Origin of the sequence: Herbiconiux oxytropis (assembly GCF_024979315.1) — a bacterium.
In the GTDB taxonomy this organism is placed as follows: domain Bacteria; phylum Actinomycetota; class Actinomycetes; order Actinomycetales; family Microbacteriaceae; genus Herbiconiux; species Herbiconiux oxytropis.
This window is the reverse complement of record NZ_JANLCK010000004.1, coordinates 235,050-257,466: the sequence shown is the minus strand read 5'-3', so window position 1 is coordinate 257,466 and position 22,417 is coordinate 235,050. Positions and strand designations below refer to the sequence as shown.

General features: G+C 68.8%; 24 protein-coding genes. 22 read left to right on the top strand and 2 right to left on the bottom strand.

All coding sequences use genetic code 11. From position 1 onward, the window contains the following. Window positions 1–2 precede the first annotated feature (2 nt). The 11 genes from N1028_RS09715 to N1028_RS09665 all read left to right on the top strand — a co-directional run bounded on the left by N1028_RS09715 (window position 3) and on the right by N1028_RS09665 (window position 9,480). On the top strand, window positions 3–1,199 hold the full coding sequence (locus N1028_RS09715; protein ID WP_259527285.1) for an MraY family glycosyltransferase: 1,197 nt from the start codon (window positions 3–5) through the stop codon (window positions 1,197–1,199). A 3-nt stretch (window positions 1,200–1,202) separates the two neighbouring features. Continuing rightward, entirely contained in the window at window positions 1,203–1,673 is a 471-nt protein-coding gene (locus N1028_RS09710) for a Cg1360 family ATP-synthase-associated protein (protein WP_259527283.1), read from the top strand. 182 nt (window positions 1,674–1,855) lie between these two features. Next, on the top strand, window positions 1,856–2,638 hold the full coding sequence (atpB, locus tag N1028_RS09705) for a F0F1 ATP synthase subunit A (RefSeq protein ID WP_259527274.1): 783 nt from the start codon (window positions 1,856–1,858) through the stop codon (window positions 2,636–2,638). A gap of 94 nt (window positions 2,639–2,732) precedes the next feature. Further along, window positions 2,733–2,921, top strand: a complete 189-nt coding sequence (atpE, locus tag N1028_RS09700) for an ATP synthase F0 subunit C (RefSeq protein ID WP_173181709.1) — start codon at window positions 2,733–2,735, stop codon at window positions 2,919–2,921. A gap of 31 nt (window positions 2,922–2,952) precedes the next feature. Next, entirely contained in the window at window positions 2,953–3,504 is a 552-nt protein-coding gene (locus N1028_RS09695; RefSeq protein WP_259527261.1) for a F0F1 ATP synthase subunit B, read from the top strand. Window positions 3,505–3,508: 4 nt separating this feature from the next. Beyond that, entirely contained in the window at window positions 3,509–4,306 is a 798-nt protein-coding gene (locus N1028_RS09690) for a F0F1 ATP synthase subunit delta (protein ID WP_259527255.1), read from the top strand. Window positions 4,307–4,359: 53 nt separating this feature from the next. Further along, complete coding sequence (gene atpA, locus N1028_RS09685) at window positions 4,360–5,997, top strand: F0F1 ATP synthase subunit alpha (RefSeq protein ID WP_259527253.1); 1,638 nt, start codon at window positions 4,360–4,362, stop codon at window positions 5,995–5,997. Between the two features lie 2 nt (window positions 5,998–5,999). After that, on the top strand, window positions 6,000–6,902 hold the full coding sequence (locus N1028_RS09680) for a F0F1 ATP synthase subunit gamma (protein ID WP_259527241.1): 903 nt from the start codon (window positions 6,000–6,002) through the stop codon (window positions 6,900–6,902). 24 nt (window positions 6,903–6,926) lie between these two features. After that, complete coding sequence (gene atpD, locus N1028_RS09675) at window positions 6,927–8,387, top strand: F0F1 ATP synthase subunit beta (RefSeq protein ID WP_259527232.1); 1,461 nt, start codon at window positions 6,927–6,929, stop codon at window positions 8,385–8,387. A 2-nt stretch (window positions 8,388–8,389) separates the two neighbouring features. After that, window positions 8,390–8,656, top strand: a complete 267-nt coding sequence (locus N1028_RS09670) for a F0F1 ATP synthase subunit epsilon (RefSeq protein WP_259527217.1) — start codon at window positions 8,390–8,392, stop codon at window positions 8,654–8,656. An 86-nt stretch (window positions 8,657–8,742) separates the two neighbouring features. Further along, entirely contained in the window at window positions 8,743–9,480 is a 738-nt protein-coding gene (locus N1028_RS09665; RefSeq protein ID WP_259527214.1) for a YaaA family protein, read from the top strand. Between the two features lie 9 nt (window positions 9,481–9,489). On the opposite strand, the gene N1028_RS09660 is transcribed toward N1028_RS09665, so the two are convergent. After that, window positions 9,490–10,005, bottom strand: coding sequence for a methylated-DNA--[protein]-cysteine S-methyltransferase (locus tag N1028_RS09660; RefSeq protein ID WP_259527212.1), 516 nt, complete (start codon window positions 10,003–10,005; stop codon window positions 9,490–9,492). A gap of 106 nt (window positions 10,006–10,111) precedes the next feature. On the opposite strand from N1028_RS09660, the gene N1028_RS09655 reads away from it, so the two are divergent. The 5 genes from N1028_RS09655 (at window position 10,112) to rbfA (ending at window position 16,823) form a co-directional block, all read left to right on the top strand. Next, window positions 10,112–11,875 (top strand): proline--tRNA ligase, encoded by a 1,764-nt coding sequence (locus N1028_RS09655; protein ID WP_259527206.1) that lies wholly within the window; start codon window positions 10,112–10,114, stop codon window positions 11,873–11,875. A gap of 61 nt (window positions 11,876–11,936) precedes the next feature. Continuing rightward, window positions 11,937–12,935 (top strand): transcription termination factor NusA, encoded by a 999-nt coding sequence (gene nusA, locus N1028_RS09650; RefSeq protein ID WP_259527195.1) that lies wholly within the window; start codon window positions 11,937–11,939, stop codon window positions 12,933–12,935. A 64-nt stretch (window positions 12,936–12,999) separates the two neighbouring features. Beyond that, the gene (locus N1028_RS09645) at window positions 13,000–13,272 is read left to right on the top strand and encodes a YlxR family protein (RefSeq protein WP_259527180.1); all 273 of its coding nucleotides are present in this window, start codon (window positions 13,000–13,002) and stop codon (window positions 13,270–13,272) included. 90 nt (window positions 13,273–13,362) lie between these two features. Beyond that, window positions 13,363–16,209: a translation initiation factor IF-2 gene (infB, locus tag N1028_RS09640; protein WP_259527170.1), complete on the top strand. Its 2,847-nt coding sequence runs from the start codon at window positions 13,363–13,365 to the stop codon at window positions 16,207–16,209. 143 nt (window positions 16,210–16,352) lie between these two features. Then, entirely contained in the window at window positions 16,353–16,823 is a 471-nt protein-coding gene (gene rbfA, locus N1028_RS09635; protein WP_259527168.1) for a 30S ribosome-binding factor RbfA, read from the top strand. Here the strand turns inward: rbfA and N1028_RS09630 are convergent. Further along, the gene (locus N1028_RS09630) at window positions 16,820–17,695 is read right to left on the bottom strand and encodes an iron-sulfur binding domain-containing protein (protein WP_259527157.1); all 876 of its coding nucleotides are present in this window, start codon (window positions 17,693–17,695) and stop codon (window positions 16,820–16,822) included. The two genes, rbfA and N1028_RS09630, sit on opposite strands and share 4 nt — an antisense overlap. A gap of 53 nt (window positions 17,696–17,748) precedes the next feature. On the opposite strand from N1028_RS09630, the gene N1028_RS09625 reads away from it, so the two are divergent. The 6 genes from N1028_RS09625 to N1028_RS09600 are packed head-to-tail and all read left to right on the top strand — an operon-like array spanning window position 17,749 to window position 22,387. Further along, window positions 17,749–18,363: a nucleoside/nucleotide kinase family protein gene (locus N1028_RS09625; RefSeq protein WP_259527156.1), complete on the top strand. Its 615-nt coding sequence runs from the start codon at window positions 17,749–17,751 to the stop codon at window positions 18,361–18,363. A 25-nt stretch (window positions 18,364–18,388) separates the two neighbouring features. Beyond that, window positions 18,389–19,363, top strand: coding sequence for a tRNA pseudouridine(55) synthase TruB (gene truB / locus N1028_RS09620; protein WP_259527154.1), 975 nt, complete (start codon window positions 18,389–18,391; stop codon window positions 19,361–19,363). Continuing rightward, entirely contained in the window at window positions 19,360–19,728 is a 369-nt protein-coding gene (locus N1028_RS09615; RefSeq protein ID WP_259527152.1) for a hypothetical protein, read from the top strand. Before truB ends, N1028_RS09615 begins: the two co-directional genes overlap by 4 nt. A 51-nt stretch (window positions 19,729–19,779) precedes the next feature. Next, complete coding sequence (locus tag N1028_RS09610; protein WP_259527150.1) at window positions 19,780–20,190, top strand: hypothetical protein; 411 nt, start codon at window positions 19,780–19,782, stop codon at window positions 20,188–20,190. Beyond that, a complete protein-coding gene (locus N1028_RS09605) occupies window positions 20,187–21,122 on the top strand; it encodes a bifunctional riboflavin kinase/FAD synthetase (protein WP_259527149.1) in 936 nt (311 codons plus the stop codon). The genes N1028_RS09610 and N1028_RS09605 overlap by 4 nt, the downstream gene beginning before the upstream one ends. A gap of 35 nt (window positions 21,123–21,157) precedes the next feature. Continuing rightward, window positions 21,158–22,387 (top strand): MFS transporter, encoded by a 1,230-nt coding sequence (locus N1028_RS09600; protein WP_259527147.1) that lies wholly within the window; start codon window positions 21,158–21,160, stop codon window positions 22,385–22,387. Window positions 22,388–22,417 lie beyond the last annotated feature (30 nt).

The following is a 22,417-nucleotide window of genomic DNA, read 5'->3' as shown; positions in this document are numbered from 1 at the left end:
CCATGCGCTTCTACCTCCTCGTCGCCCTCGTCTCCGCCGTCGTGACCTTCGGCCTCGCCTTCGTCATCTACAAGCTCAGCAACCGCTACCGGCTCTACCCCAAGATCCGCGAACGTGACGTGCACACGAGGCCCACCCCGCGGCTCGGCGGCATCGCGATGTTCCTCGGCGTGGTGATCGCCATCGGCGTGGCCTCGCAGATCAGCTGGTTCCGGCTCGTCTTCGCCGAGCCCGGGAAGGTCTGGGCCATCCTCGGCGCCGCCCTCATCATCGTGCTGATCGGCGTGGCCGACGACATCTGGGACCTGGACTGGCTCACCAAGCTCGCCGGCCAGATCATCGCCGCCTTCCTGCTCGCCTGGCAGGGCGTGCAGATCGTCTCGCTGCCGATCGGTGGCCTCACGATCGGGTCGAGTGGCATGTCGCTCGTGATCACGATCCTCGCGGTCGTGCTCGTCATGAACGCCATCAACTTCATCGACGGCCTCGACGGCCTCGTGGCGGGCGTCGCGCTCATCGCCAACGGTGTGTTTTTCATCTACAGCTACCTGCTGGCCCAGGACACGTCGCCCACCGACTACTTCAACCTCGCCTCCCTCATCACGGCGGTGCTGATCGGGGCGTGCGCGGGCTTCCTGCCCCTGAACTTCCACCCGGCCAAGCTCTTCATGGGCGACGCGGGCGCCCTGCTCGTCGGGCTCCTGATGGCCACGAGCGCCATCGCGGTCACCGGGCAGATCGACCCCGCGCAGCTCGGCCGCTCCCAGCTGCTCCCGGCGTTCCTGCCGATCCTGCTGCCGTTCGCGATCCTCGTCATCCCGCTGCTCGACTTCGGCCTCGCGATCTTCCGGCGGCTGCGGGCGGGCAAGAGCCCGTTCAGCGCCGACCGCAAGCACCTGCACCACCGCCTGCTCGACATGGGGCACTCGCACCTGCAGGCTGTGCTCATCTTCTACGCCTGGACCACGGTGATCTCGGTCGGCTGCCTGCTGCTGTTCGTGCTGCAGCCCTACTGGATCGCCTTCATCTTCCTCGGCGTGGGCATCGTGGTCTGCGCCGCTCTGACCCTCGCCCCCCTCAGCCCGCTGAAGCGGCGCGAGATCAAGGCCCAGTCCGCCGACGCGGGCACCCTCGAGGCCGAGGTCCGTGCCGGCGACGACCCGCTCGACGCGGCCGCCGACGACATCAAGGAGCACTAGACCGTGTCAGACCCCATCATCCGCGGCAACTACCCCAAGCCCGCCTCCAGTTCGGTCTTCTCGACCATCCTGAAGTGGGACGCCATCCTCGCGCTCGTGATCGCCGTGGTCGGGGGAGTGATCGGCTACCTCGTGGTGGGCTGGCCCGGAGCCTGGAGCGCCCTGATCGGCACCGCCATGGTGCTCGTGTTCGCGGGTGTCACGGCCGGCAGCATCCTCGTGGCCAACCGGTTCAACGACTCACCGCTCTACACGACGCTGTTCTTCGTGATCGTTCTCGGCTCGTGGATCGTGAAGTTCGTGCTCTTCATCGTGCTCGTCGTGGTGCTCCGCGGCCAGCCGTGGCTGAACGACGTCGTCCTCTTCCTCAGCATCGTCACCGCCGTGCTCGGCACCCTCGTGGTGGATGTCGTGGTCGTGGCGCGCAGCCGGATGTCCTACGCGTCCGACGTGCGGCTCCCGAGCGGCGAGTGAGCCGATCTCGATTAGTCAGGCAACCCTTTGTCTTGATAGGGTTAGTCTGCCTGCAGGAAGCGTGTTCTACGCCATGACGCAGCAAAACCCCCCACCGTTCGTCGTCGCGAGAACTCTCGGAGTTCCACGCCCCGAAACAGGAGATAGCGCTGATAGCTAACGCTGTGAACCTGCTAGCCCCCATGGCAACCTCCGACGATGGTGGTTTCCACGGTCCGTCGATCGAGGAGTTCTTCCCGGACGCCATTTTCTTCGCTGGCACGCCGTTCGAAATGAACCGGATCGTCCTCATCCGCATCCTCGCGGTGCTGGCGATCATCCTGATCTTCTGGCTCGGCACGCGCCGCATGAAGATCGTGCCCGGCCGGTTCCAGTCGGTCGTCGAGATGGGCCTGGACTTCGCCCGGGTGAACATCGCCGAAGACCTGCTCGGCAAGAAGGACGGCCGTCGCTTCCTTCCGCTGATCACAACGATCTTCTTCGCGGTGCTGTTCATGAACATCACGGGCATCATCCCGTTCCTGAACATCTCGGCGAACTCGACCATCGGCATGCCGCTGGTGCTGGCCGTGGTGGCCTGGTTCGCGTTCATCTACGCGGGCCTCAAGAAGCACCCGGGAGCGTTCTTCAAGAACGCGCTGTTCCCGCCCGGAGTGCCGAAGCCGCTCTACATCATCGTGACGCCGATCGAGTTCCTCTCGACCTTCATCCTGCGCCCGATCACGCTCACGCTGCGACTGCTCATGAACATGGTCGTGGGTCACCTGCTGCTCGTGCTCTTCTTCGCGGCCACGCAGTTCTTCTTCTTCACCGCCGGTGGCTTCTACGCCCTGTTCGGTGTCGGAACGCTGGCGTTCGGCTTCGTGTTCACGCTGTTCGAGATCCTCGTCGCCGTGCTCCAGGCGTACGTGTTCGCCCTACTCACCACTGTCTACATCCAGCTCGCGCTGGCTGAGGAACACTAAGGGTTCCAGGCGACCGCCTGAACCACCATCACGGAAGGAAACAAACGTGGCAGATGTATCGATCCTCGCTGAGGTCACCGGCAACGTCGCGACCATGGGCTACGGCCTCGCAGCGATCGGCCCCGCCATCGGCGTGGGCATCGTGGTCGGCAAGACCATCGAGGGTGTCGCCCGCCAGCCCGAGCTCGCCGGCCGCCTCCAGGTGCTGATGTACATCGGTATCGCATTCACCGAGGCGCTCGCGTTCATCGGTATCGCGACGTACTTCATCTTCACCTCCTAGTAGCCCATCTTCGATCGATAAGGAGGCTGGAATGCTTCAAGCAGTTCTGGCTGCGACCGAGGGCGAAACGTCGAACCCGCTCATCCCGGCGCCATATGACATCATCTGGTCCGCGGTGTGCTTCGTCGTCATCCTCTTCTTCTTCTGGAGGCTCGTTCTGCCTCGCATGAAGAAGCTCCTCGACGAGCGTTCTGCGGCGATCGAGGGCAACATCGAGAAGGCCGACGTCGCCCAGCGCGAAGCAGAGGCCGCACTCGAGCAGTACACCGCTCAGCTGGCCGAGGCTCGTTCCGAAGCAGCGAAGATCCGTGAGCAGGCCCGTGCCGACGCTCAGCGCATCGGCTCGGAGATCAACGCTCAGGCCCAGGCCGACGCCGAACGCGTCAAGGCCAACGCCCAGGTGGCGATCGAGGCCGACCGTCAGGCGGCCCTCGTGTCGCTGCGCTCCGAGGTGGGCTCGCTCGCCATCGACCTCGCCTCCGGCGTGGTGGGGGAGTCGCTCTCCGACGACGCGAAGGCGACGGCGCTCGTCGACCGCTTCCTCGCCGACCTCGAGGCCTCCGACACCGCGGGAAAGAAGTAAGCACATGGGTAGCGCGACCAGAGTAGCCCTCGGGAACGCCAAGGCTCGCCTCGCGAGCCTCGGCTCCGCGGTCGATCTGGCCACGGGAGAAGAGCTCTTCGCCGCTGGTCGGATCATCGGCGATTCGTCACACCTGCTCGGAGCCCTCTCCGACCCCGGAGCCGAGAACAGCGCCAAGGCGGCGCTCGTGCGGAAGCTCTTCGGCACGGGCTACGACCCCAAGGCCGTCGAGCTCCTCGTGAGCATCGCCGAAAGCCGCTGGTCGAGTCACTCCGACCTGCTCGCCGGAATCGAGGAGATCGGGATCCGGGCCGTCGCCGGCTCGGCCCCCGCCTCGGCGGCGGTCGACGCGGAGCTGTTCGAGTTCGCGAGGGCTGTGTCCAGCGACGCGGAGCTCGAGCTCGCCCTCGGTTCCAAGCTCGGCTCCACCGATCAGAAGCGGGCACTCGTCGAGCGCCTGCTGAGCGGCAAGGCCTCGGCTCAGACCGTCGCGATCGTGCGCCAGCTGGTCACCCAGCCGCGCGGTCGTCGGATCGGCGAGCTCGTGCGCTTCGCCTCGTCGATCGTGGCCGACCAGTCGGGTTCCGCGGTGGCGACCGTCACCACGGCGACGCCGCTCGGTGCCGCGCAGAGCGAGCGTCTGGCGAAGACCCTGGCGGCGCAGTACGGCCGCTCGGTGCAGCTCAACCAGGTCATCGACCCCAAGGTCATGGGCGGCGTGCGCATCCAGATCGGTGACGACGTCATCGACGGCAGCGTGGCGACGCGCATCAACGATTTGAGACTTCAGCTCGCTGGCTAACCCGCGGGCACAGGAACACACTGGGGTACGACCCCACCAGAAAAGGGAAAACGATGGCTGAACTTACGATCCGCCCCGATGAGATCCGCGACGCTCTCAAGGACTTCGTCGCGGCCTACGAGCCCGGCAAGACCTCGACCACCGAGGTCGGCTACGTCATCGACGCCGCCGACGGCATCGCCCACGTCGAGGGTCTGCCCGGTGTGATGGCCAACGAGCTCATCCGCTTCGCCGATGGAACCCTGGGCCTCGCCCAGAACCTCGACGAGGACGAGATCGGTGTCGTGGTGCTCGGTGAGTTCACCGGCATCGAAGAGGGCCAGGAAGTCACCCGCACCGGCGAGGTGCTGTCGGTCCCCGTGGGCGACGCCTACCTCGGCCGCGTCGTCGACCCGCTGGGCAACCCGATCGACGGTCTCGGCGAGATCGCCTCGGAGGGCCGCCGCGAGCTCGAGCTCCAGGCGCCTGGCGTCATGGCGCGCAAGAGCGTGCACGAGCCCATGCAGACCGGCATCAAGGCGATCGACGCCATGATCCCGATCGGCCGCGGCCAGCGCCAGCTGATCATCGGCGACCGCCAGACCGGCAAGACCGCCATCGCGATCGACACGATCATCAACCAGAAGGCCAACTGGGAGTCGGGCGACACCGACAAGCAGGTGCGCTGCATCTACGTCGCGATCGGCCAGAAGGGCTCGACCATCGCCTCGGTGAAGGGCGCGCTCGAAGACGCCGGAGCGATGGAGTACACCACCATCGTCGCCTCTCCCGCCTCCGACCCCGCGGGCTTCAAGTACCTCGCCCCCTACACCGGTTCGGCCATCGGCCAGCACTGGATGTACGGCGGCAAGCACGTCCTGATCATCTTCGACGACCTGTCGAAGCAGGCCGAGGCCTACCGCGCCGTGTCGCTCCTCCTGCGTCGTCCGCCGGGACGCGAGGCGTACCCCGGCGACGTGTTCTACCTGCACTCGCGTCTGCTCGAGCGCTGCGCCAAGCTCTCCGACGAGCTGGGTGCCGGATCGATGACCGGTCTGCCGATCATCGAGACCAAGGCCAACGACGTGTCGGCCTACATCCCGACCAACGTGATCTCGATCACCGACGGCCAGATCTTCCTCCAGTCCGACCTCTTCAACGCCAACCAGCGTCCCGCGGTCGACGTGGGAATCTCGGTCTCGCGAGTCGGTGGCGACGCCCAGGTGAAGTCGATCAAGTCGGTCTCCGGAACGCTGAAGCTCGAGCTCGCGCAGTACCGCTCGCTCGAGGCCTTCGCGATGTTCGCGTCCGACCTCGACGCGGCCTCGCGTCGTCAGCTCGCCCGAGGCGCCCGCCTCACCGAGCTGCTCAAGCAGCCGCAGTACTCGCCGTTCCCCGTGGAGCAGCAGGTCGTCTCGATCTGGGCCGGCACCAAGGGCAAGCTCGACGAGGTCCCCGTCGAGGACATCCTGCGCTTCGAGGCCGAGCTGCTCGACTACATCGGGCGCACCAGCGACATCCTGACCACCCTCCGCGAGACCAACAAGCTCGACGACGAGACGACTGCCGCGCTCGACAAGGCGATCGACCAGTTCAAGCTCGAGTTCCAGACCGGTGAGGGCAAGCCCCTCGCCTCGGTCGGCACCGAGAAGTTCGACGCCACCAAGGCGGAGGAAGTCGGCCAGGAGAAGATCGTCAAGGGTCGCCGCTAACCATGGGTGCACAGCTCAGGGTCTACCGGTCGAAGATCAAGTCGGCCCAGACGACCAAGAAGATCACGCGGGCGATGGAGCTCATCTCCGCGTCGCGGATCCAGAAGGCGCTGTCGCGCGTGAAGGCCTCCGAGCCGTACTCGCGGGCCATCACCCGCGCCGTCTCGGCGGTCGCCACCTACTCGAACGTCGACCACCCGCTCACGAGCGAGCGCGAGAAGCTCGACAGTGCCGCGATCGTGATCTTCACTTCGGACCGCGGCCTCGCGGGCGCCTTCTCCTCGTCGGTGCTGAAGGAGGCGGAACGGCTCGCCGAGCTGCTCCGGAGCGAAGGCAAGACCGTCTCGTACTACCTGGTGGGCCGCAAGGCCGTGGCGTACTTCAACTTCCGCAAGCGCGACAGCGTGAAGTCGTGGACCGGCAGCACCGACCAGCCGGTCATCGAGACGGCCCAGGAGATCGCCGAGAGCGTCGTCGGCTCGTACAACCTGGACGACCAGGCGGGCGGCGTGGACGAGATCCACCTCGTCTTCAACCGGTTCGTCAGCATGGTGACGCAGGCTCCCGAGGTCGTTCGCCTGCTGCCGCTCGAGATCGTCGAGGGCGAAGTCCCCGAGACGCCGTCCACCGACGTCTACCCGCTGTACGAGTTCGAGCCGGACGCCGAGACCGTGCTCGACAAGCTGCTCCCGATCTACGTCGAGAGCCGCATCTACAACGCCATGCTGCAGTCGGCGGCGTCCGAGCACGCAGCGCGTCAGAAGGCGATGAAGTCGGCCAGCGACAACGCCGACAACCTTATCCGTGACTACACCCGGCTGGCGAACAACGCCCGTCAGAGTGAGATCACGCAGCAGATTTCCGAAATCGTGGGCGGGGCCGACGCACTGGCCACCGCCAAGTAAGCACCGAAGAAAAGAGAAAGCACAATGACTGACACTGCTACCGCGCCAGTCGTGGCCTCGACGCCGGCCGGCGTCGGTCGTGTTGCGCGCGTCACGGGCCCGGTTGTCGACATCGAGTTCCCGCACGACTCGATTCCCGAGGTCTACAACGCACTGAAGACCACGCTGAACGTCGCGGGCGTCTCGACCGAGATCACCCTCGAGGTCGCCCAGCACCTCGGCGACGACCTCGTGCGCGCCATCGCCCTGAACCCCACCGACGGCCTCGTCCGCGGCCAGGAGGTGCGCGACACCGGCTCCGCCATCACGGTGCCCGTGGGCGACGTCACCAAGGGCCGCGTGTTCAACGTCATCGGCGAGGTGCTGAACGCGGAGCCCGGCGAGACCATCGAGATCACCGAGCGCTGGCCCATCCACCGCCGCCCGCCGGCGTTCGACCAGCTCGAGTCGAAGACCCAGCTCTTCGAGACCGGCATCAAGTCGATCGACCTCCTCACGCCGTACGTGCTCGGTGGCAAGATCGGCCTCTTCGGTGGTGCGGGCGTCGGCAAGACCGTGCTCATCCAGGAGATGATCCAGCGCGTCGCGCAGAACCACAGCGGTGTGTCGGTGTTCGCCGGTGTCGGTGAGCGCACCCGTGAGGGCAACGACCTCATCCACGAGATGGAGGAGGCGGGCGTGTTCGACAAGACCGCCCTCGTCTTCGGCCAGATGGACGAGCCGCCGGGAACGCGACTCCGCGTGGCCCTCTCGGCCCTGACCATGGCGGAGTACTTCCGCGATGTGCAGAACCAGGACGTGCTGCTCTTCATCGACAACATCTTCCGGTTCACGCAGGCCGGCTCCGAGGTGTCGACGCTGCTCGGCCGCATGCCCTCCGCGGTGGGCTACCAGCCGAACCTCGCCGACGAGATGGGTGTGCTCCAGGAGCGCATCACCTCGACCCGTGGTCACTCGATCACCTCCCTCCAGGCGATCTACGTGCCGGCCGACGACTACACCGACCCCGCGCCGGCCACGACGTTCGCCCACCTCGACGCTACGACCGAGCTCTCGCGAGCCATCGCCTCGAAGGGCCTCTACCCGGCCATCGACCCGCTGACCTCCACCAGCCGGATCATGGACCCCCGCTACTTGGGTGCCGAGCACTACCGCGTGGCCACCAACGTCAAGCAGATCCTCCAGAAGAACAAGGAGCTGCAGGAGATCATCGCCATCCTCGGTGTCGACGAGCTCTCCGAGGAGGACAAGGTGACCGTGTCGCGCGCACGACGCATCGAGCAGTTCCTCTCGCAGAACACCTACATGGCGAAGAAGTTCACGGGCGTCGAGGGTTCGACTGTTCCGCTGAAGGACACCATCGAGTCGTTCGACGCGATCACCAAGGGTGACTTCGACAGCGTGGCCGAGCAGGCGTTCTTCAACGTCGGTTCGATCAGCGACGTCGAGGAGAAGTGGGCTCAGATCCAGAAGGAGAACGGCTGATCATGGCCTCTCCTCTGAACGTCAGCGTCGTGTCGGCCGATCAGCAGATCTGGTCGGGCGAGGCGTCGATGGTCATCGCCAAGACGGTCGAGGGCGAGATCGGCATCCTGGCCGGTCACGAGCCGCTGCTCGCGATCCTCGCCGCGGGCGAGGTGCGGGTCAATGCGACCTCGGGCGAACGCCTCGTGGCGCGCGCCGACGACGGGTTCCTCTCGGTCGAGAATGACACCGTCACGATCGTGGCGCGAGACGCCGAACTGATCAAGTAACCTCCACGATTCGTCGGTCCCAGACCGCCGCCTCCCGCTCCTCGTGAGCCGGATGCGGCGGTCTTCGACGTGAAAGGGGTCTGCTCGTGCTGATCCTCCTGCCTCCCTCCGAGACCAAGCGCGACGGGGGCGACCCGGCGCCGCTCGACTACGCCGCCCTGTCGCATCCGGCTTTCACGACGACGCGTCGCGCGCTCGTGCGCGACGTCTCGCGGCTCGCTCGCGATCCCGAGGAGACGATGAAGCGCCTGAAGCTCGGTCAGAAGCTCACCTTCGAGGTCGAGCGCAATCGAACCCTGTCCAAGGCGCCGACCATGCCTGCGCTCGAGCGCTACACGGGGGTGCTCTACGAGGCGCTCGGTGCCGAGTCGCTGTCCGCGGAGGCGCGGGCCTTTGCCGAGCTGCACGTGCGGATCCACTCCGCGCTCTTCGGCCTCGTGGGCGCGGGCGATCCCATCCCCGCCTACCGGCTCTCGCACGACTCGCGCCTGGATGCCCCGTCGGTGAAGACCCGTTGGGCTGCCGCCGTGGCGAAGGAGCTCGCGCGTCATGAGGGGGAGCTCATCCTCGACCTCCGCTCCGAGGCGTACGTGGCTCTCGGCCCTGCCCCCGCGGGCAGCTGGTTCCTGCGGGTCGTGAGCCGGGGGCCGGATGGCGTAGCCCGGGCCCTCAACCACTTCAACAAGAAGGGCAAGGGCACGCTCGTGCGCGCCATTGCGGAGAACGGGGTCGACTTCGCCGACGTCGACTCGCTCATCGCGTGGGGCGCCGGGGCCGGCCATCGCCTGTCGACCTCGGGCGGGGAGCTCGTGCTCGAGGTCTGAAGCCCCTCGTCAGATCTCGTGCGGAATGCCCTCCAGCCCGAGCAGCCACGACTTGGTGCGCACCCCCTGCCCCCAGCTCCACCCGGTGGCCCGGCCGTCGGCCGAGAGCACGCGGTGGCAGCCGACGAGGAGCGGTGTGGGATTCATGGCGATGGCGCCGCCCACCGCGCGACCCGATCCGCGCTTGCCCACGGCGGAGGCGATGAGGCCGTAGGTGGAGCTGTGCCCCCAGGGGATGGCGGCGAGCTCCTGCCACACCGCCACCTGGAACGGCGTGCCCCTGTGCAGCAGCGGCACCGTGAACCGTCGGCGGAACCCGGAGAAGTAGTCGAGCAGCTGGGCGACCGCCTCGTCGGCCACCGCGTTCGAGTCGAACGCGAGGCCGTCGTGGGGGAGCACGCCGTTGTGCTCCACGGCCACCGCGGTGACCGCATCGCCGTCGCTCGCGACCTCGATGCGCCCGATGGGGGTGCTGCAGCGCTGCAGGTATGGGGAGGCGGAGCGCAGCTGGGTGAGAGTGTCCATGCGTCGACGGTAGAGAGCACACGGCGAGGTCCGGTCCGTCATGGGCTGTTCTGGGGACGGCCCCGCGGCATCCGGGTGGCTGTGCAGGACTCGCTAAACTCGACTCGTGCCTACACGCCTGTCTTCGTACTTCCTCAGAACCCTCCGTGAAGATCCCTCCGACGCGGAGGTGACCAGCCACCGGCTGCTCGTGCGCGCCGGCTACATCCGGCGCCAGGCGCCGGGCATCTTCGCGTGGCTGCCGCTCGGCCTCCGGGTGAAGGCGAAGATCGAGGCGATCGTCCGGGCGGAGATGGCCGCCGCCGGCGCCTTCGAGGTGCATTTCCCGGCCCTGTTGCCCAAGGAGCCCTACGAGGCCACCGGGCGCTACGAGGAGTACGGCCCCGCGATGTTCCGCCTCGCCGACCGCAAGGACGCCGGTCTCGTGCTCGCGCCCACGCACGAGGAGGTCTTCACGCTGCTCGTGAAGGACCTCTACAACAGCTACAAGGACCTGCCGCTCTCGATCTACCAGATCCAGGACAAGTACCGCGACGAGGCACGGCCCCGCGCGGGCCTCCTGCGCGGCCGCGAGTTCACGATGAAGGATGCGTACTCCTTCGACTACACCGACGCCGGCCTCGACGCGTCGTACCAGGCGCAGCGGGATGCCTACGAGCGGATCTTCACCGCGCTCGGTCTCGAGTACGTGATCGTGAAGGCGGATGCCGGGGCCATGGGCGGCTCCAAGAGCGAGGAGTTCCTGCACCCCACCCCCGTGGGGGAGGACACGTTCGTGCGCTCGGCCGGCGGCTACGCGGCCAATGTCGAGGCCTTCACGACCCTCGTGCCCGAGTCCCGCTCGTTCGAGGGCCTCACCCCGGCCGAGGTGCTCGACACCCCCGACACCCCGACCATCCAGACGCTCGTCGACCGGGCCAACAGCGCGCATCCGCGACCCGACGGCCGGGCCTGGACCGCCGCCGACACGCTGAAGAACGTCGTGCTCGCGCTCTCTCAGCCGGGCGGCACCCGCGAGCTCGTGGTGATCGGCCTGCCAGGCGACCGCGAGGTCGACCTCAAGCGCGCCGAGGTGGCGTTCGCGCCCGCCGAGATCGAGGCGGCCACCGAGGCCGACTTCGCCAAGCACCCCGGCCTCGTGAAGGGGTACATCGGGCCCTGGTCGCCTGAGGGTGCCGTGCTCGGCGAGGAGGGCAGCACAGGCATCCGCTACGTCGTCGACCCTCGGGTGGTCGATGGATCCGGCTGGATCACGGGCGCCAACAGCCACGGCAAGCACGTGTTCGGCCTCGTCGCCGGCCGCGACTTCACCGCAGACGGCACCGTCGAGATCGCCGAGGTGCGTGCGGGCGACCCCGCTCCGGACGGCTCAGGACCCGTCGAGCTCGCGCGCGGCATGGAGATCGGCCACGTCTTCCAGCTCGGCCGCAAGTACGCCGAGGCCCTCGGGCTCAAGGTGCTCGACGAGAACGGCAAGCTCGTGACCGTCACGATGGGCTCCTACGGGATCGGGATCACCCGCATCCTCGCCATCATCGCCGAGCTGCACAACGACGAGAAGGGCCTCATCTGGCCCCCCGCCGTGGCGCCCTTCGACGTGCACGTGATCGCCACAGGCCGCGACGCCGAGGTCTACGAGGCCGCTGAGAGGGTCGTCGCCGATCTCGAGGCGAAGGGCCTCGACGTGCTCTTCGACGACCGGCCCAAGGTGTCGCCCGGCGTGAAGTTCGGCGACGCCGAGCTGATCGGCGTGCCGCAGATCGTGATCGTGGGCCGCGGCGTCGCCGAGGGCGTGGTGGAGCGCTGGGACCGGGCCACCGGGGAGCGCACCCAGGTCGCCCTGGATGCCGTGGCGGCGAGCTTCGGGTAGTCTCTACGTTTGACCGCCGGAGTCATCGGCGGTCTTCAGATCTGAACAGAGGAGGCCGGAAGTGGACATCGACCTCAGCGTCTTGCGCTTGCTGGAACGTGAACGAGAGATTCCCTTCGAGGAACTCGTGGGGATCATCGAGCAGGCGATCCTGACGGCATACCTCAAGCACACCGACCGGCCTGCCGCGTCAGAAGACGGCACCGATTCGGCGCGCGTGCACCTCGACCGCAAGTCCGGGCACATCTCGATCTTCGTGCCCGAGGTCGACGAGGACGGCGTGGTGATCGGCGAGGCCGAGGAGAACCCGAGCGACTTCGGCCGCATCGCGGCGTTCGCGGCCAAACAGGTCATCAACCAGCGGCTCCGCGACATCGGCGACGACAAGGTGCTCGGCGAGTTCAAGGGCCGCGAGGGCGACATCATCGCCGGCGTCATCCAGCAGGGCCCGAACCCGCGGATGATCCACGTCGACCTTGGCACGATCGAGGCGATCATGCCCCCCGAGGAGCAGGTTCCCGGCGAGACCTACGCGCACGGTTCGCGCATCCGGGTCTACGTCACGAGTGTGGCCAAGGGACCGAAGGGGCCTGCGATCACCGTGTCGCGCACCCACCCGTCGCTCGTGCGCAAGCTCTTCGCGCTCGAGGTGCCCGAGATCGCCTCGGGCGTCGTGGAGATCGTGTCGCTGGCCCGCGAGGCCGGCCACCGCACCAAGATCGCGGTGCGCGCGACCGAGCCCGGCATCAACGCCAAGGGCGCCTGCATCGGCGAGCTCGGCCAGCGCGTGCGCGCCGTGACGTCGGAGCTCGGCGCCGAGAAGATCGACATCGTCGACTACTCCGAAGACCTCTCGACCTTCGTGGCCAACGCCCTCTCGCCGGCCAAGGTGTCGAGCGCCTTCGTGATCGACCAGGCCACGAAGGCCGTGCGAGCACTCGTGCCCGACTACCAGCTGTCGCTCGCGATCGGCAAGGAGGGGCAGAACGCCCGTCTCGCGGCCAAACTGACCGGCGCGAAGATCGATATCCAACCGGATTCGATCCTCGACGAGGACTGAACCACCCGGTACCGGGTGAGTCCCGGGCGGTTCGTCGAACGGCCGCCCGGGAATATGGAGTACGATGGAACCCGTTAGAACGTGCGTCGGATGTCGCGCGCGCACCACGCGATCCTCTCTTCTGAGGGTCGTGGCCAGGGACCTCGTCCCTACAGGGAAAGTTCTGGTCGTCGACGAGACGGCTTCGCTTCCCGGCCGGGGCGCTTGGCTTCATCCCTCATCCGAATGCTTCCAGACCGCGGTCACGCGGCGTGCTTTCGGGCGTGCGCTCCGTGTCGAGGGCTCCCTCGACACATCGACATTAGAGAACAGGCTGAACGGCACCGTGAACCCATGAGTGGCAACTAGACCGATGAGCGGCTCGAAATGAGACCCGTCCGTTTTTAGCGGCCTGCCCTGTCTGGGGTAGGCCTCAGACAGGAGAATTGTGGCTGCAAAACCACGTGTACATGAAGTCGCCGCCGAGCTCGGTGTCGACAGCAAGGTAGCCCTTGCAACCCTCAAAGAGATGGGCCAGTTCGTCAAGGGCCCGTCGTCGTCGATCGAGCCCCCCGTGGCCCGTCGACTCAAAGAGGCACTGATCAAGGCGGGCGCCGGTTCGACCGGTGCCGCTGCACCGGCCGCCGCTGCTGCTCCCGCACCCAAGACCTCTGGCCCGCGCCCCGGTGGCGCTCGCCCCGGTGCCCGACCCGGCCCCGCGGCACCCGCTGCTCCGGAGGCTCCGGCCGCCGCCGCTCCGGCCGCCCCGGCAGCGGCTCCGGCCCCTGCCGAGAAGCCCGCCGCGTCGGCTCCGGCAGCACCCGCCGCCCCGGCAGCACCCGCTGCCCAGGCACCCGCGGCGCCGACCGAGGCACCCACCCCGGGTGCTCCCGCGGCTCCCGCACCCTCCGCTTCGGCGGCGACCCCGGCCTCCGGCGACGCCCCGCCGCGCCCCGGTGCCCCGCGCCCCGGCAACAACCCGTTCGCGAGCCAGCAGGGCATGCAGCGTCCCGGTGGCCCCCGCCCCGGTGCCCCGCGCCCCGGCAACAACCCCTTCGCGAGCCAGCAGGGCATGCAGGGCGCAGGAGCCGGCAACGGCATCCCGCGGCCCGGTGCTCCTCGTCCGGGCGCTCCGCGTCCGGGTGCTCCCCGCCCCGGTTCCCCGCGTCCGGGTGCTCCCCGCCCCGGTGGCCCCGGTGGCTTCCAGCGTCCGGGCACCGGTGCAGGCTTCCGTCCGGGCGCTGCCCAGGGCGGCGGCGCACGCCCCGCTCCCGGCAGCCCCGGCTTCCGCGCCGGTGGCGCCCCCGGCGGCTTCGCGCCGCGTCCGGGTGCCGGTGGTCGCGGCCGTGGTCCCGGTGGTGGAACCGCCGGTGCGTTCGGTCGCGGTGGCGGCAAGAGCAAGGCCCGCAAGTCCAAGCGCACGAAGAGGGCTGAGTTCGAGCTGCGCGAGGCCCCGTCGCTGGGTGGCGTGAGTGTTCCCCGCGGCGACGGCAACACCGTCATCCGCCTGCGTCGTGGCGCGTCGATCACCGACTTCGCCGACAAGATCGACGCGAGCCCCGGAAACCTCGTGACCGTGCTGTTCCACCTCGGTGAGATGGCCACGGCCACGGAGTCGCTCGACGAGGCCACCTTCCAGGTGCTCGGCGAAGAGCTCGGCTACAAGATCATGGTCGTCTCCCCCGAGGAGGAGGACCGCGAGCTGCTCGAGGGCTTCGACATCGACCTCGACCAGGAGCTGGAGGACGAGACCGACGAGGAGCTCGAGATCCGGCCCCCCGTCGTCACCGTCATGGGTCACGTCGACCACGGAAAGACGCGTCTTCTCGACGCGATCCGGAACGCCAACGTGGTCGCCGGCGAAGCCGGTGGCATCACGCAGCACATCGGTGCCTACCAGGTCGTCACCGAGCACGAGGGCCGTGAGCGCCCGATCACCTTCATCGACACCCCGGGCCACGAGGCGTTCACCGCCATGCGTGCTCGTGGTGCGCAGGTGACCGACATCGCGATCCTCGTGGTCGCGGCCGACGACGGCATCATGCCGCAGACGATCGAGGCGCTGAACCACGCCCAGGCGGCCAACGTGCCGATCGTGGTCGCGGTCAACAAGATCGACAAGCCCGACGCCAACCCGGCCAAGGTGCGCCAGCAGCTCACCGAGTACAACCTGGTGGCCGAGGAGTACGGCGGAGACGTCATGTTCGTCGACGTGTCGGCGCGCAACGACATCGGCATCCAGGACCTGCTCGACGCCGTGCTCCTCACCGCCGACGCCGGGCTCGACCTGCGCGCGAATCCCAACAAGGATGCTCGCGGTGTGGCCATCGAGGCCAAGCTCGACAAGGGCCGCGGCGCCGTCGCGACCGTGCTCATCCAGTCGGGAACGCTCCGCGTGGGCGACGCGATCGTGGCCGGAACCGCCTACGGGCGGGTTCGTGCCATGGTGGACGAGAACGGCGAGACCGTCACGGAGGCGACCCCGTCCCGTCCGGTCCAGGTGCAGGGACTCTCGTCCGTGCCCCGTGCCGGCGACACCTTCCTCGTCACCGAGGAGGACCGCACCGCGCGTCAGATCGCCGAGAAGCGTGAAGCCGCCGAGCGCAACGCCTCGCTGGCCAAGGCCCGCAAGCGCATCTCGCTCGAGGACTTCACCCGTGCCCTCGAAGAAGGCAAGGTCGAGGCGCTCAACCTCATCATCAAGGGTGACGTCTCCGGTGCCGTCGAGGCGCTCGAGGAGTCGCTGCTCAAGATCGAGGTCGACGACAGCGTGCAGCTGCGCATCATCCACCGCGGTGTGGGTGCCGTCACGGAGTCCGACGTCAACCTGGCGACGGTCGACAACGCGATCATCATCGGGTTCAACGTGCGGCCCGACACGAAGGCGCGCGAGCGTGCTGCCCGAGAAGGCGTGGACATCCGCTTCTACTCGGTCATCTACAACGCTCTCGACGACATCGAGTCCTCGCTCAAGGGCATGCTCAAGCCCGAGTTCGAAGAGGTGCAGTCGGGTGTGGCCGAGATCCGCGAGATCTTCCGCTCGTCGAAGTTCGGTAACATCGCCGGTGTCATCGTGCGGTCGGGAACGATCACGCGAAACGCCAAGGCGCGCGTCATCCGCGAGGGTGTCGTGGTCGGGGACAACCTGGCCATCGAATCGCTGCGTCGCTTCAAGGACGACGTCACCGAGGTGCGCACGGACTTCGAGGCCGGTATCGGTCTCGGCAAGTTCAACGACATCCAGATCGGTGATGAGATCGAGACCATTGAAATGAAGGAGAAGCCGCGGGTGTAGCTCGTGGTCGGGAGCCCGGGGAGGTCCGGTTTCCCTCTGACGCTTAGGATTGGGCTTCGCCCAAAGGCGCGTCAGAGGAAAACCGGACCTCCCCGGGCTCCCTCATGTTCGATAGATGGTTCTGTAGGGAAGAAGGAAATGGGATGGCTGATCCGGCTCGGGCCGCCAAGATGGCGGATCGTATCAAGGTGATCGTGGCCAAGCGGCTGGAGAAGGGGATCCGGGATCCGCGTCTCGGGTTCGTGACGATCACGGACGTTCGGGTGACCGGGGATCTGCAGCACGCCTCGATCTTCTACACCGTCTACGGCGACGAGAAGGAGCGTGCCGACTCGGCCGCCGCCCTCAAGTCGGCGACCGGCATGCTGCGGAGCGAGGTGGGCCGGAACATCACGGCACGCCTCACGCCGTCGCTCGAGTTCATCGCGGATGCTCTGCCCGAGAACGCGAAGGTGCTCGAAGACCTGCTGGCCGAGGCCCGCAGTCGCGACGCCGCTGTCGAGGGGCTCGCGAAGTCGGCGCAGTACGCCGGCGACGAGGATCCCTATGTGAAGCCGCGCGTGATCGGCGACGAGGATCAGGACGCCGACGAGACCGAGGCCGACAGGGCCTAGGGCAGCGCGAACACGTCGTCGCCGACGGCCACGATGAGGCCGTCGGCGAGGAGCCCCGCCACGGCGCGTCCGTAGCGCGCGGGATCGGTCACGGCCTCGCCGAGCCTCGATCCGGGCACCGGATGCGCCGTGGCACGCAGCACGCGCAGCACGGCTCCCCGGGCCTGCCGGTCCGAGCCCTCGTAGGCCTTCTGCACCGGCCGTCTGGCCACCTCGGTCTCGGGGTAGCCTGCGGCCCGCCAGGCGCACTGCGCCGCGAGCGGGCAGAGCTCGCACTTCGGCGACCGGGCCGTGCAGATCAGGGCACCGAGCTCCATCATGCCTGCGTTGAAGCGAGCGGCTTCGCCGTCGTCGGCCGGCAGCAGCGCGGTCATGGCCGGCAGGTCTCGCTTCGCGTTCGGCGCCGCGGCATCCGGGAGCCCCTCGACGGCCCGGGCGACGACGCGGCGGATGTTCGTGTCGACCACCGGGTGCCGGTCGCCGTAGGCGAACACCGCGATCGCCCGCGCGGTGTAGTCGCCGATGCCCGGGAGACCGAGAAGCGTCGGCACGTCGCGGGGCACGACGCCGCCGTGCTCTGTCGTGATGGCGACCGCGCAGGCGTGAAGTCGCAGCGCCCGCCGCGGGTAGCCGAGCGACTGCCAGGCGCGGACGGCCTCGCCGGGGGCCTCCGCCGCTAGGGCGGCGGGCTCCGGCCAGCGCGTGAGCCATTCGTCCAAACGCGGAATGACCCGCACCACGGGCGTCTGCTGCAGCATGAATTCGCTCACGAGCGTGCCCCACGGCGGGAAGCCGGGGCGACGCCAGGGGAGATCGCGCGCGTGCAGCGCGAACCAGTCGACGACCGCGGCGGCGAAGGCGGTGGCGGGCATCCTCCCAGCCTACGGGCGACGGGCCGCGCCGCTCTCGTGCCTAGACTCGGAGCATGGTCACGCCAGCCACGCCCGCGAGCGAGTTCACCGATGCGCTGAGCGCCGAGATCCGGCACAACTACCGCCTGGGCCGGGTGATCGTGGCCGTCGACGGCCTCGACTCCACCGCGGCGTTCGCCGACGAGCTCGCCGGCTCGTTCGAGCGCTCCGGCGTGCACTCCGTGCGGGCGTCGCTCGAGGGCTTCCAGCGGCCGCGTGCGGCCCGGGAGCTCCGCGGCACCGACTCGGGCGCCGGGTACTACTTCGACCGCTACGACACCGACACCCTGAAGCGCGTGCTGATCGAGCCGTTCCGGTTCGGCGGCAGTGCGGGCTTCCAGACCCAGGCCTTCGACGCGGCTCGCGACGTGCCGGCCGAGTCCCGTTGGCTCACGGCACCCGCCGACGCCGTGCTCGTGCTCGACGGGCCGTTCCTGCAGCGGCCGGGCCTCTCGGGCCAGTTCAACTACACCGCCTACGTCGAGAGCCTCTGGTTCGCCCAGGGCGAGGAGGTGCGCGAGGCCGACCGGCTCTACCAGGCCGAGGCCGGCCCGCGTTTCGGCGCCCAGGCGATCATCGACCTGGCCGACCCCGCGCATCCGCGCCGCGTGTTCGCCGACTCGTGCTGAGCCGGCGACTGTTAGTGTCGCAGGCGTGAAATCCCCGTCCTCAACCGCCAGCGGCATCCTGCTCGTCGACAAGCCCGCAGGGCACACGAGTCACGACGTCGTGGCGCGCACCCGCCGGCTCGCCGGCACCCGCAAGGTGGGGCACGCGGGCACTCTCGACCCGATGGCCACGGGCCTCCTCGTGCTCGGTGTGAACAGCTCAACCCGGCTGCTCACCTACGTGGTGGGGCTCGACAAGGAGTACCTCGCCACCGTGCGCCTCGGGGCCGCCACCACCACCGACGACGCCGAGGGCGAGCTCCTGCCCGGTGCCACCGCCGGCTCGCTCGGCGACCTGACACCGGATGCCGTGGCCCGCGCGTTCGAGACGCAGCACGGCACGATCGTGCAGGTGCCGAGCTCGGTGAGCGCCATCAAGGTCGACGGCAAGCGCGCCTACGCGCGCGTGCGGGCGGGGGAGGACGTGGTGCTCGAGGGCCGCACCGTCACGATCTCCGAGGTGGAGCTGCTCGGTGAGGCCCGTCGCGGCGAGACCGATGAGGGTCCGTTCCTCGACGTCGACGTGCGCGTGGTCTGCTCCTCTGGCACCTACATCCGCGCCATCGCGCGCGACGTGGGGGAGCTGCTCGGCGTGGGCGGTCACCTCACGGCCCTCCGACGCACCCGCATCGGCCCCTTCGCGGTGGCCGATGCCCGCACCCTCGACGATCTGCTCGAGCGCGGTGAACACGGTGAGGCGCTCGAGCTCCTCGACGCGGCCGACGTGGCCGTCCGGCTCTTCCCGCGCCTCGACGTCGACGCTGCCGAGGCCACCGCGCTCGGGCACGGCCAGCGGATCGCCCTGCCAGAGGGCCGCGTGCCGGCCGCGGAGGCGGACGGGGTTCTCCTCGCCGCCGTGACCCCTGCCGGTCGGCTTCTCGGCCTCGTCGAGAGGCGCGGCAGCACAGGCAAGAGCGTCGTGAACTTCCCGCCCGACGAGTACCAGGAGGCCCAGCCGTGATCGAGTGGTTCACGATCGTGCAGGTCGCCATAGCGAGCGTCGGCGGGCTGCTCGCGGTCATCCTTGGCCTCGCGGGCAAGAAGCCGAACGATCTCGTGATGGGCATCGCCGCGCTCGTGGAGCTGCTGCTGATCGTGCAGCTCGTGGTGGCCATCGCCGCGCCCGCCTTTGGCAACGACGCCACGGGCGACGTGCTCGAGTTCTACATCTACCTCGTGTCGGCGGTGCTGCTGCCGATCGCCGGAGGCTTCTGGGCGCTGATCGAGCGCAGCCGCTGGAGCACCGTCATCCTGGGCGCCCTCTGCCTCGCCGTGGCGGTGATGGTCTACCGGATGAACGCCATCTGGTTCGTGCAGGTCGCCTGAGTGCCGGGCCGGGGCCTCACCACCTCCCCGGTGCCATAAACTCGTAACGCCATGGCCCACGACACCCTCGCTCCCGCCCCCACGACCCGCGCCCGCGGCGTGGGCCGGGTGCTCATCTTCGTCTACGTCATCCTCGCCCTCGCCGCCACCGGCCGCTCGGTCTACGAGTTCATCGCGAAGTTCGACGAGGCCCCCTTCGCCTACTCGCTCTCGGCGGTCGCCGCCGTCGTCTACATCGTCGCCACCATCGCCCTCATCGCGCCCGGGCCGGTGTGGTACCGGGTGGCGTGGATCGCCATCACCTTCGAGCTCGTGGGCGTGCTGACGGTGGGCACGCTCAGCCTCTTCCTGCCCGAGCTGTTCGCCGAGGCCTCCGTGTGGTCGTGGTACGGCATGGGCTACCTGTTCGTGCCCCTCGTGCTCCCCGTGCTCGGCATGCTGTGGCTGCGGCGGTCGCGATGAGAACGTACTTCGACCTCTCCGAGGTGCAGGGCGACCTCGGCCCCTCCGCGGTCACGATCGGCAAGTTCGACGGCGTGCACGCCGGGCACCGCGCCGTGATCGGCGAGCTGCTGCGGGTGGCGGAGGAGAAGGATCTGCGGTCGATCGTCATCACGTTCGACCGGCATCCGCTCGCCCAGCTCGACCCAGCCGCGCGCCCGCACGCACTCGTCTCCAACGCCCAGAGGCTCGAGCTGCTCGCCGGCACCGGCGTCGACGTCACACTCTTCCTCTCCTTCGACGAGGCGCTCGCCTCGATGACCCCGCGCGAGTTCGCCACCCGGGTGCTCCGCGACGTGTGCGGAACGCGGGTGGTCATGGTGGGTGAGGACTTCCGGTTCGGGGCCAAGGGCGAGGGCGACATCCACATGCTCAGGGCGCTCGGTGCGGAGCTCGGCTTCGAGGTCGATCTCATCCCCGAGGTGCGCCCCGGCGAGGCCCGCAAGGTGTCGTCGTCGTGGATCCGGGAACTGCTGGCCGACGGCGACGTCGAGCGCGCCGGCGAGATGCTCGGCCGCACGCCCTCCGTGCGCGGCGAGGTCGTGCACGGCGCCGCCCGCGGCCGCGAGCTCGGCTACCCCACGGCCAACCTCTCGCCCGAGTCGGAGGGGCTGATCCCCGCAGACGGCGTCTACGCCGGATGGCTGACGGACGGCGAGAAGCGCTACCCGGCCGCCATCTCGGTGGGCAGCAACCCGACCTTCACGGGCGTTCCGCCCAAGCAGGTCGAGGCCTACGTGCTCGACGAGGAGCTCGACCTCTACGGCCACATCGTCGACATCTCGTTCGTGGCGCGCATCCGCGGCCAGGTGCGGTTCGCAGGGATCGAGCCGCTGATCGCGCAGATGGACGACGACGTCGCCGGGGTGCGCTCCATCCTCGCGGGGCGCTGAACCCGCTGTGATCAACTCGCTGCGATGAGCCGTCCGTGAGCGGCTCCGGCCCTCGTCCGGCGGCGCCGGCTCCGCTCTGGCGAGGCCGCGCTCTCGCCCTCATCACGATCGTGCTCGTGGCACTGAACCTCCGCACGGCGGTCGCGGCGCTGTCGCCGATCTTCGACGAGATCGCCGTCGACATCCCGCTCGGCTCGGTGGGCATCGGCCTGCTCGGGATGCTGCCGCCGCTGTGCTTCGCGGCCGTGGGGCCGTTCGCTCCCGCGTTGCATCGCCGGTTCGGGCTCGAGCCCGTGGTGGTGGGCGCTCTCGTCGTGATGCTCGCGGGCCACCTGCTGCGGGCGGCGGGAGACTCCTACGCCGTGCTCGCGATGGCGAGTGCCGTCACGTTCGCGGGAATGGGCGTGGCCAACGTGCTCCTGCCGCCGCTCGTGAAGACGTACTTCCCCGATCGCATCGGGCTCGTCACCTCCGTCTACGCCACCACGATGGCGCTCGGAGCGACCATCCCGCCCCTCGTGGCCGTGCAGGTGGCCGACGGCGCGGGCTGGCGCATCGCGGTCGGAGTCTGGTCTGTGCTCGCCCTGTTCGCCCTCGTACCGCTCGTGACCCTCGCCGCCCGGGCCAGGGGCAGGCGCGCACCGGTCGACGAACCGCAGCCGCGCGCGCTCGGAGGAGTGTGGCGATCACCGCTCGCGTGGTCGCTCATGCTCGTGTTCGGGCTCACCGGCATCAACTCGTACGCGATGTTCACGTGGCTTCCGGCTGTGCTCGTCGACGTCAGCGGCGTGAGCGCCGGGCAGGCGGGGGCGCTGCTGTCGCTCTACTCGGTCACGGGCCTTCCGGCGTCGCTCGTCGTGCCCGTGCTCGCCGTCCGGCTGAAGAAGGTGAGCTGGCTCGTGGCCGCGGGGGTCGCCTCCTACATCGTGGGCTATGGCGGTCTGCTGCTCGCACCCGGAGCGGGCATCGTGTGGCTGTGGGTGACCCTCGCGGGCCTCGGTGCCCTGCTGTTCCCGCTCGCGCTCGTGCTCATCAACCTGCGCACGCGCACCCACGAGGGCGCGGTGGCGTTGAGCTCGTTCGTGCAGAGCCTCGGCTACGCCCTCTCGGCCACCGGGCCGTTGCTCGTCGGCGTTCTGCACGAGCTCACCGGGGCGTGGACGGCACCCCTCCTGCTGCTCGTCGCGAGCGCGGTCGGCATGGGGTTCGCGGGAATCGTGGTGGCGCGGCCCCGCATGCTCGAGGACCACAGGCCGCGGCGCTGACCCTCACGCCTGAGCATCCGCCGGTGCCCC

Coding starts and splice junctions, on each gene's coding strand:
- N1028_RS09715 (WP_259527285.1), top strand. CDS start 3: ATGCGCTTCTACCTCCTCGTCGCCCTCGTCTCCGCCGTCGTGACCTTC.
- atpB (WP_259527274.1), top strand. CDS start 1,856: ATGGCAACCTCCGACGATGGTGGTTTCCACGGTCCGTCGATCGAGGAG.
- atpE (WP_173181709.1), top strand. CDS start 2,733: ATGGGCTACGGCCTCGCAGCGATCGGCCCCGCCATCGGCGTGGGCATC.
- N1028_RS09695 (WP_259527261.1), top strand. CDS start 2,953: ATGCTTCAAGCAGTTCTGGCTGCGACCGAGGGCGAAACGTCGAACCCG.
- N1028_RS09690 (WP_259527255.1), top strand. CDS start 3,509: ATGGGTAGCGCGACCAGAGTAGCCCTCGGGAACGCCAAGGCTCGCCTC.
- atpA (WP_259527253.1), top strand. CDS start 4,360: ATGGCTGAACTTACGATCCGCCCCGATGAGATCCGCGACGCTCTCAAG.
- N1028_RS09680 (WP_259527241.1), top strand. CDS start 6,000: ATGGGTGCACAGCTCAGGGTCTACCGGTCGAAGATCAAGTCGGCCCAG.
- atpD (WP_259527232.1), top strand. CDS start 6,927: ATGACTGACACTGCTACCGCGCCAGTCGTGGCCTCGACGCCGGCCGGC.
- N1028_RS09670 (WP_259527217.1), top strand. CDS start 8,390: ATGGCCTCTCCTCTGAACGTCAGCGTCGTGTCGGCCGATCAGCAGATC.
- N1028_RS09660 (WP_259527212.1), bottom strand. CDS start 10,005: ATGGACACTCTCACCCAGCTGCGCTCCGCCTCCCCATACCTGCAGCGC.
- N1028_RS09645 (WP_259527180.1), top strand. CDS start 13,000: ATGGAACCCGTTAGAACGTGCGTCGGATGTCGCGCGCGCACCACGCGA.
- rbfA (WP_259527168.1), top strand. CDS start 16,353: ATGGCTGATCCGGCTCGGGCCGCCAAGATGGCGGATCGTATCAAGGTG.
- N1028_RS09630 (WP_259527157.1), bottom strand. CDS start 17,695: ATGCCCGCCACCGCCTTCGCCGCCGCGGTCGTCGACTGGTTCGCGCTG.
- N1028_RS09625 (WP_259527156.1), top strand. CDS start 17,749: ATGGTCACGCCAGCCACGCCCGCGAGCGAGTTCACCGATGCGCTGAGC.
- N1028_RS09610 (WP_259527150.1), top strand. CDS start 19,780: ATGGCCCACGACACCCTCGCTCCCGCCCCCACGACCCGCGCCCGCGGC.
- N1028_RS09605 (WP_259527149.1), top strand. CDS start 20,187: ATGAGAACGTACTTCGACCTCTCCGAGGTGCAGGGCGACCTCGGCCCC.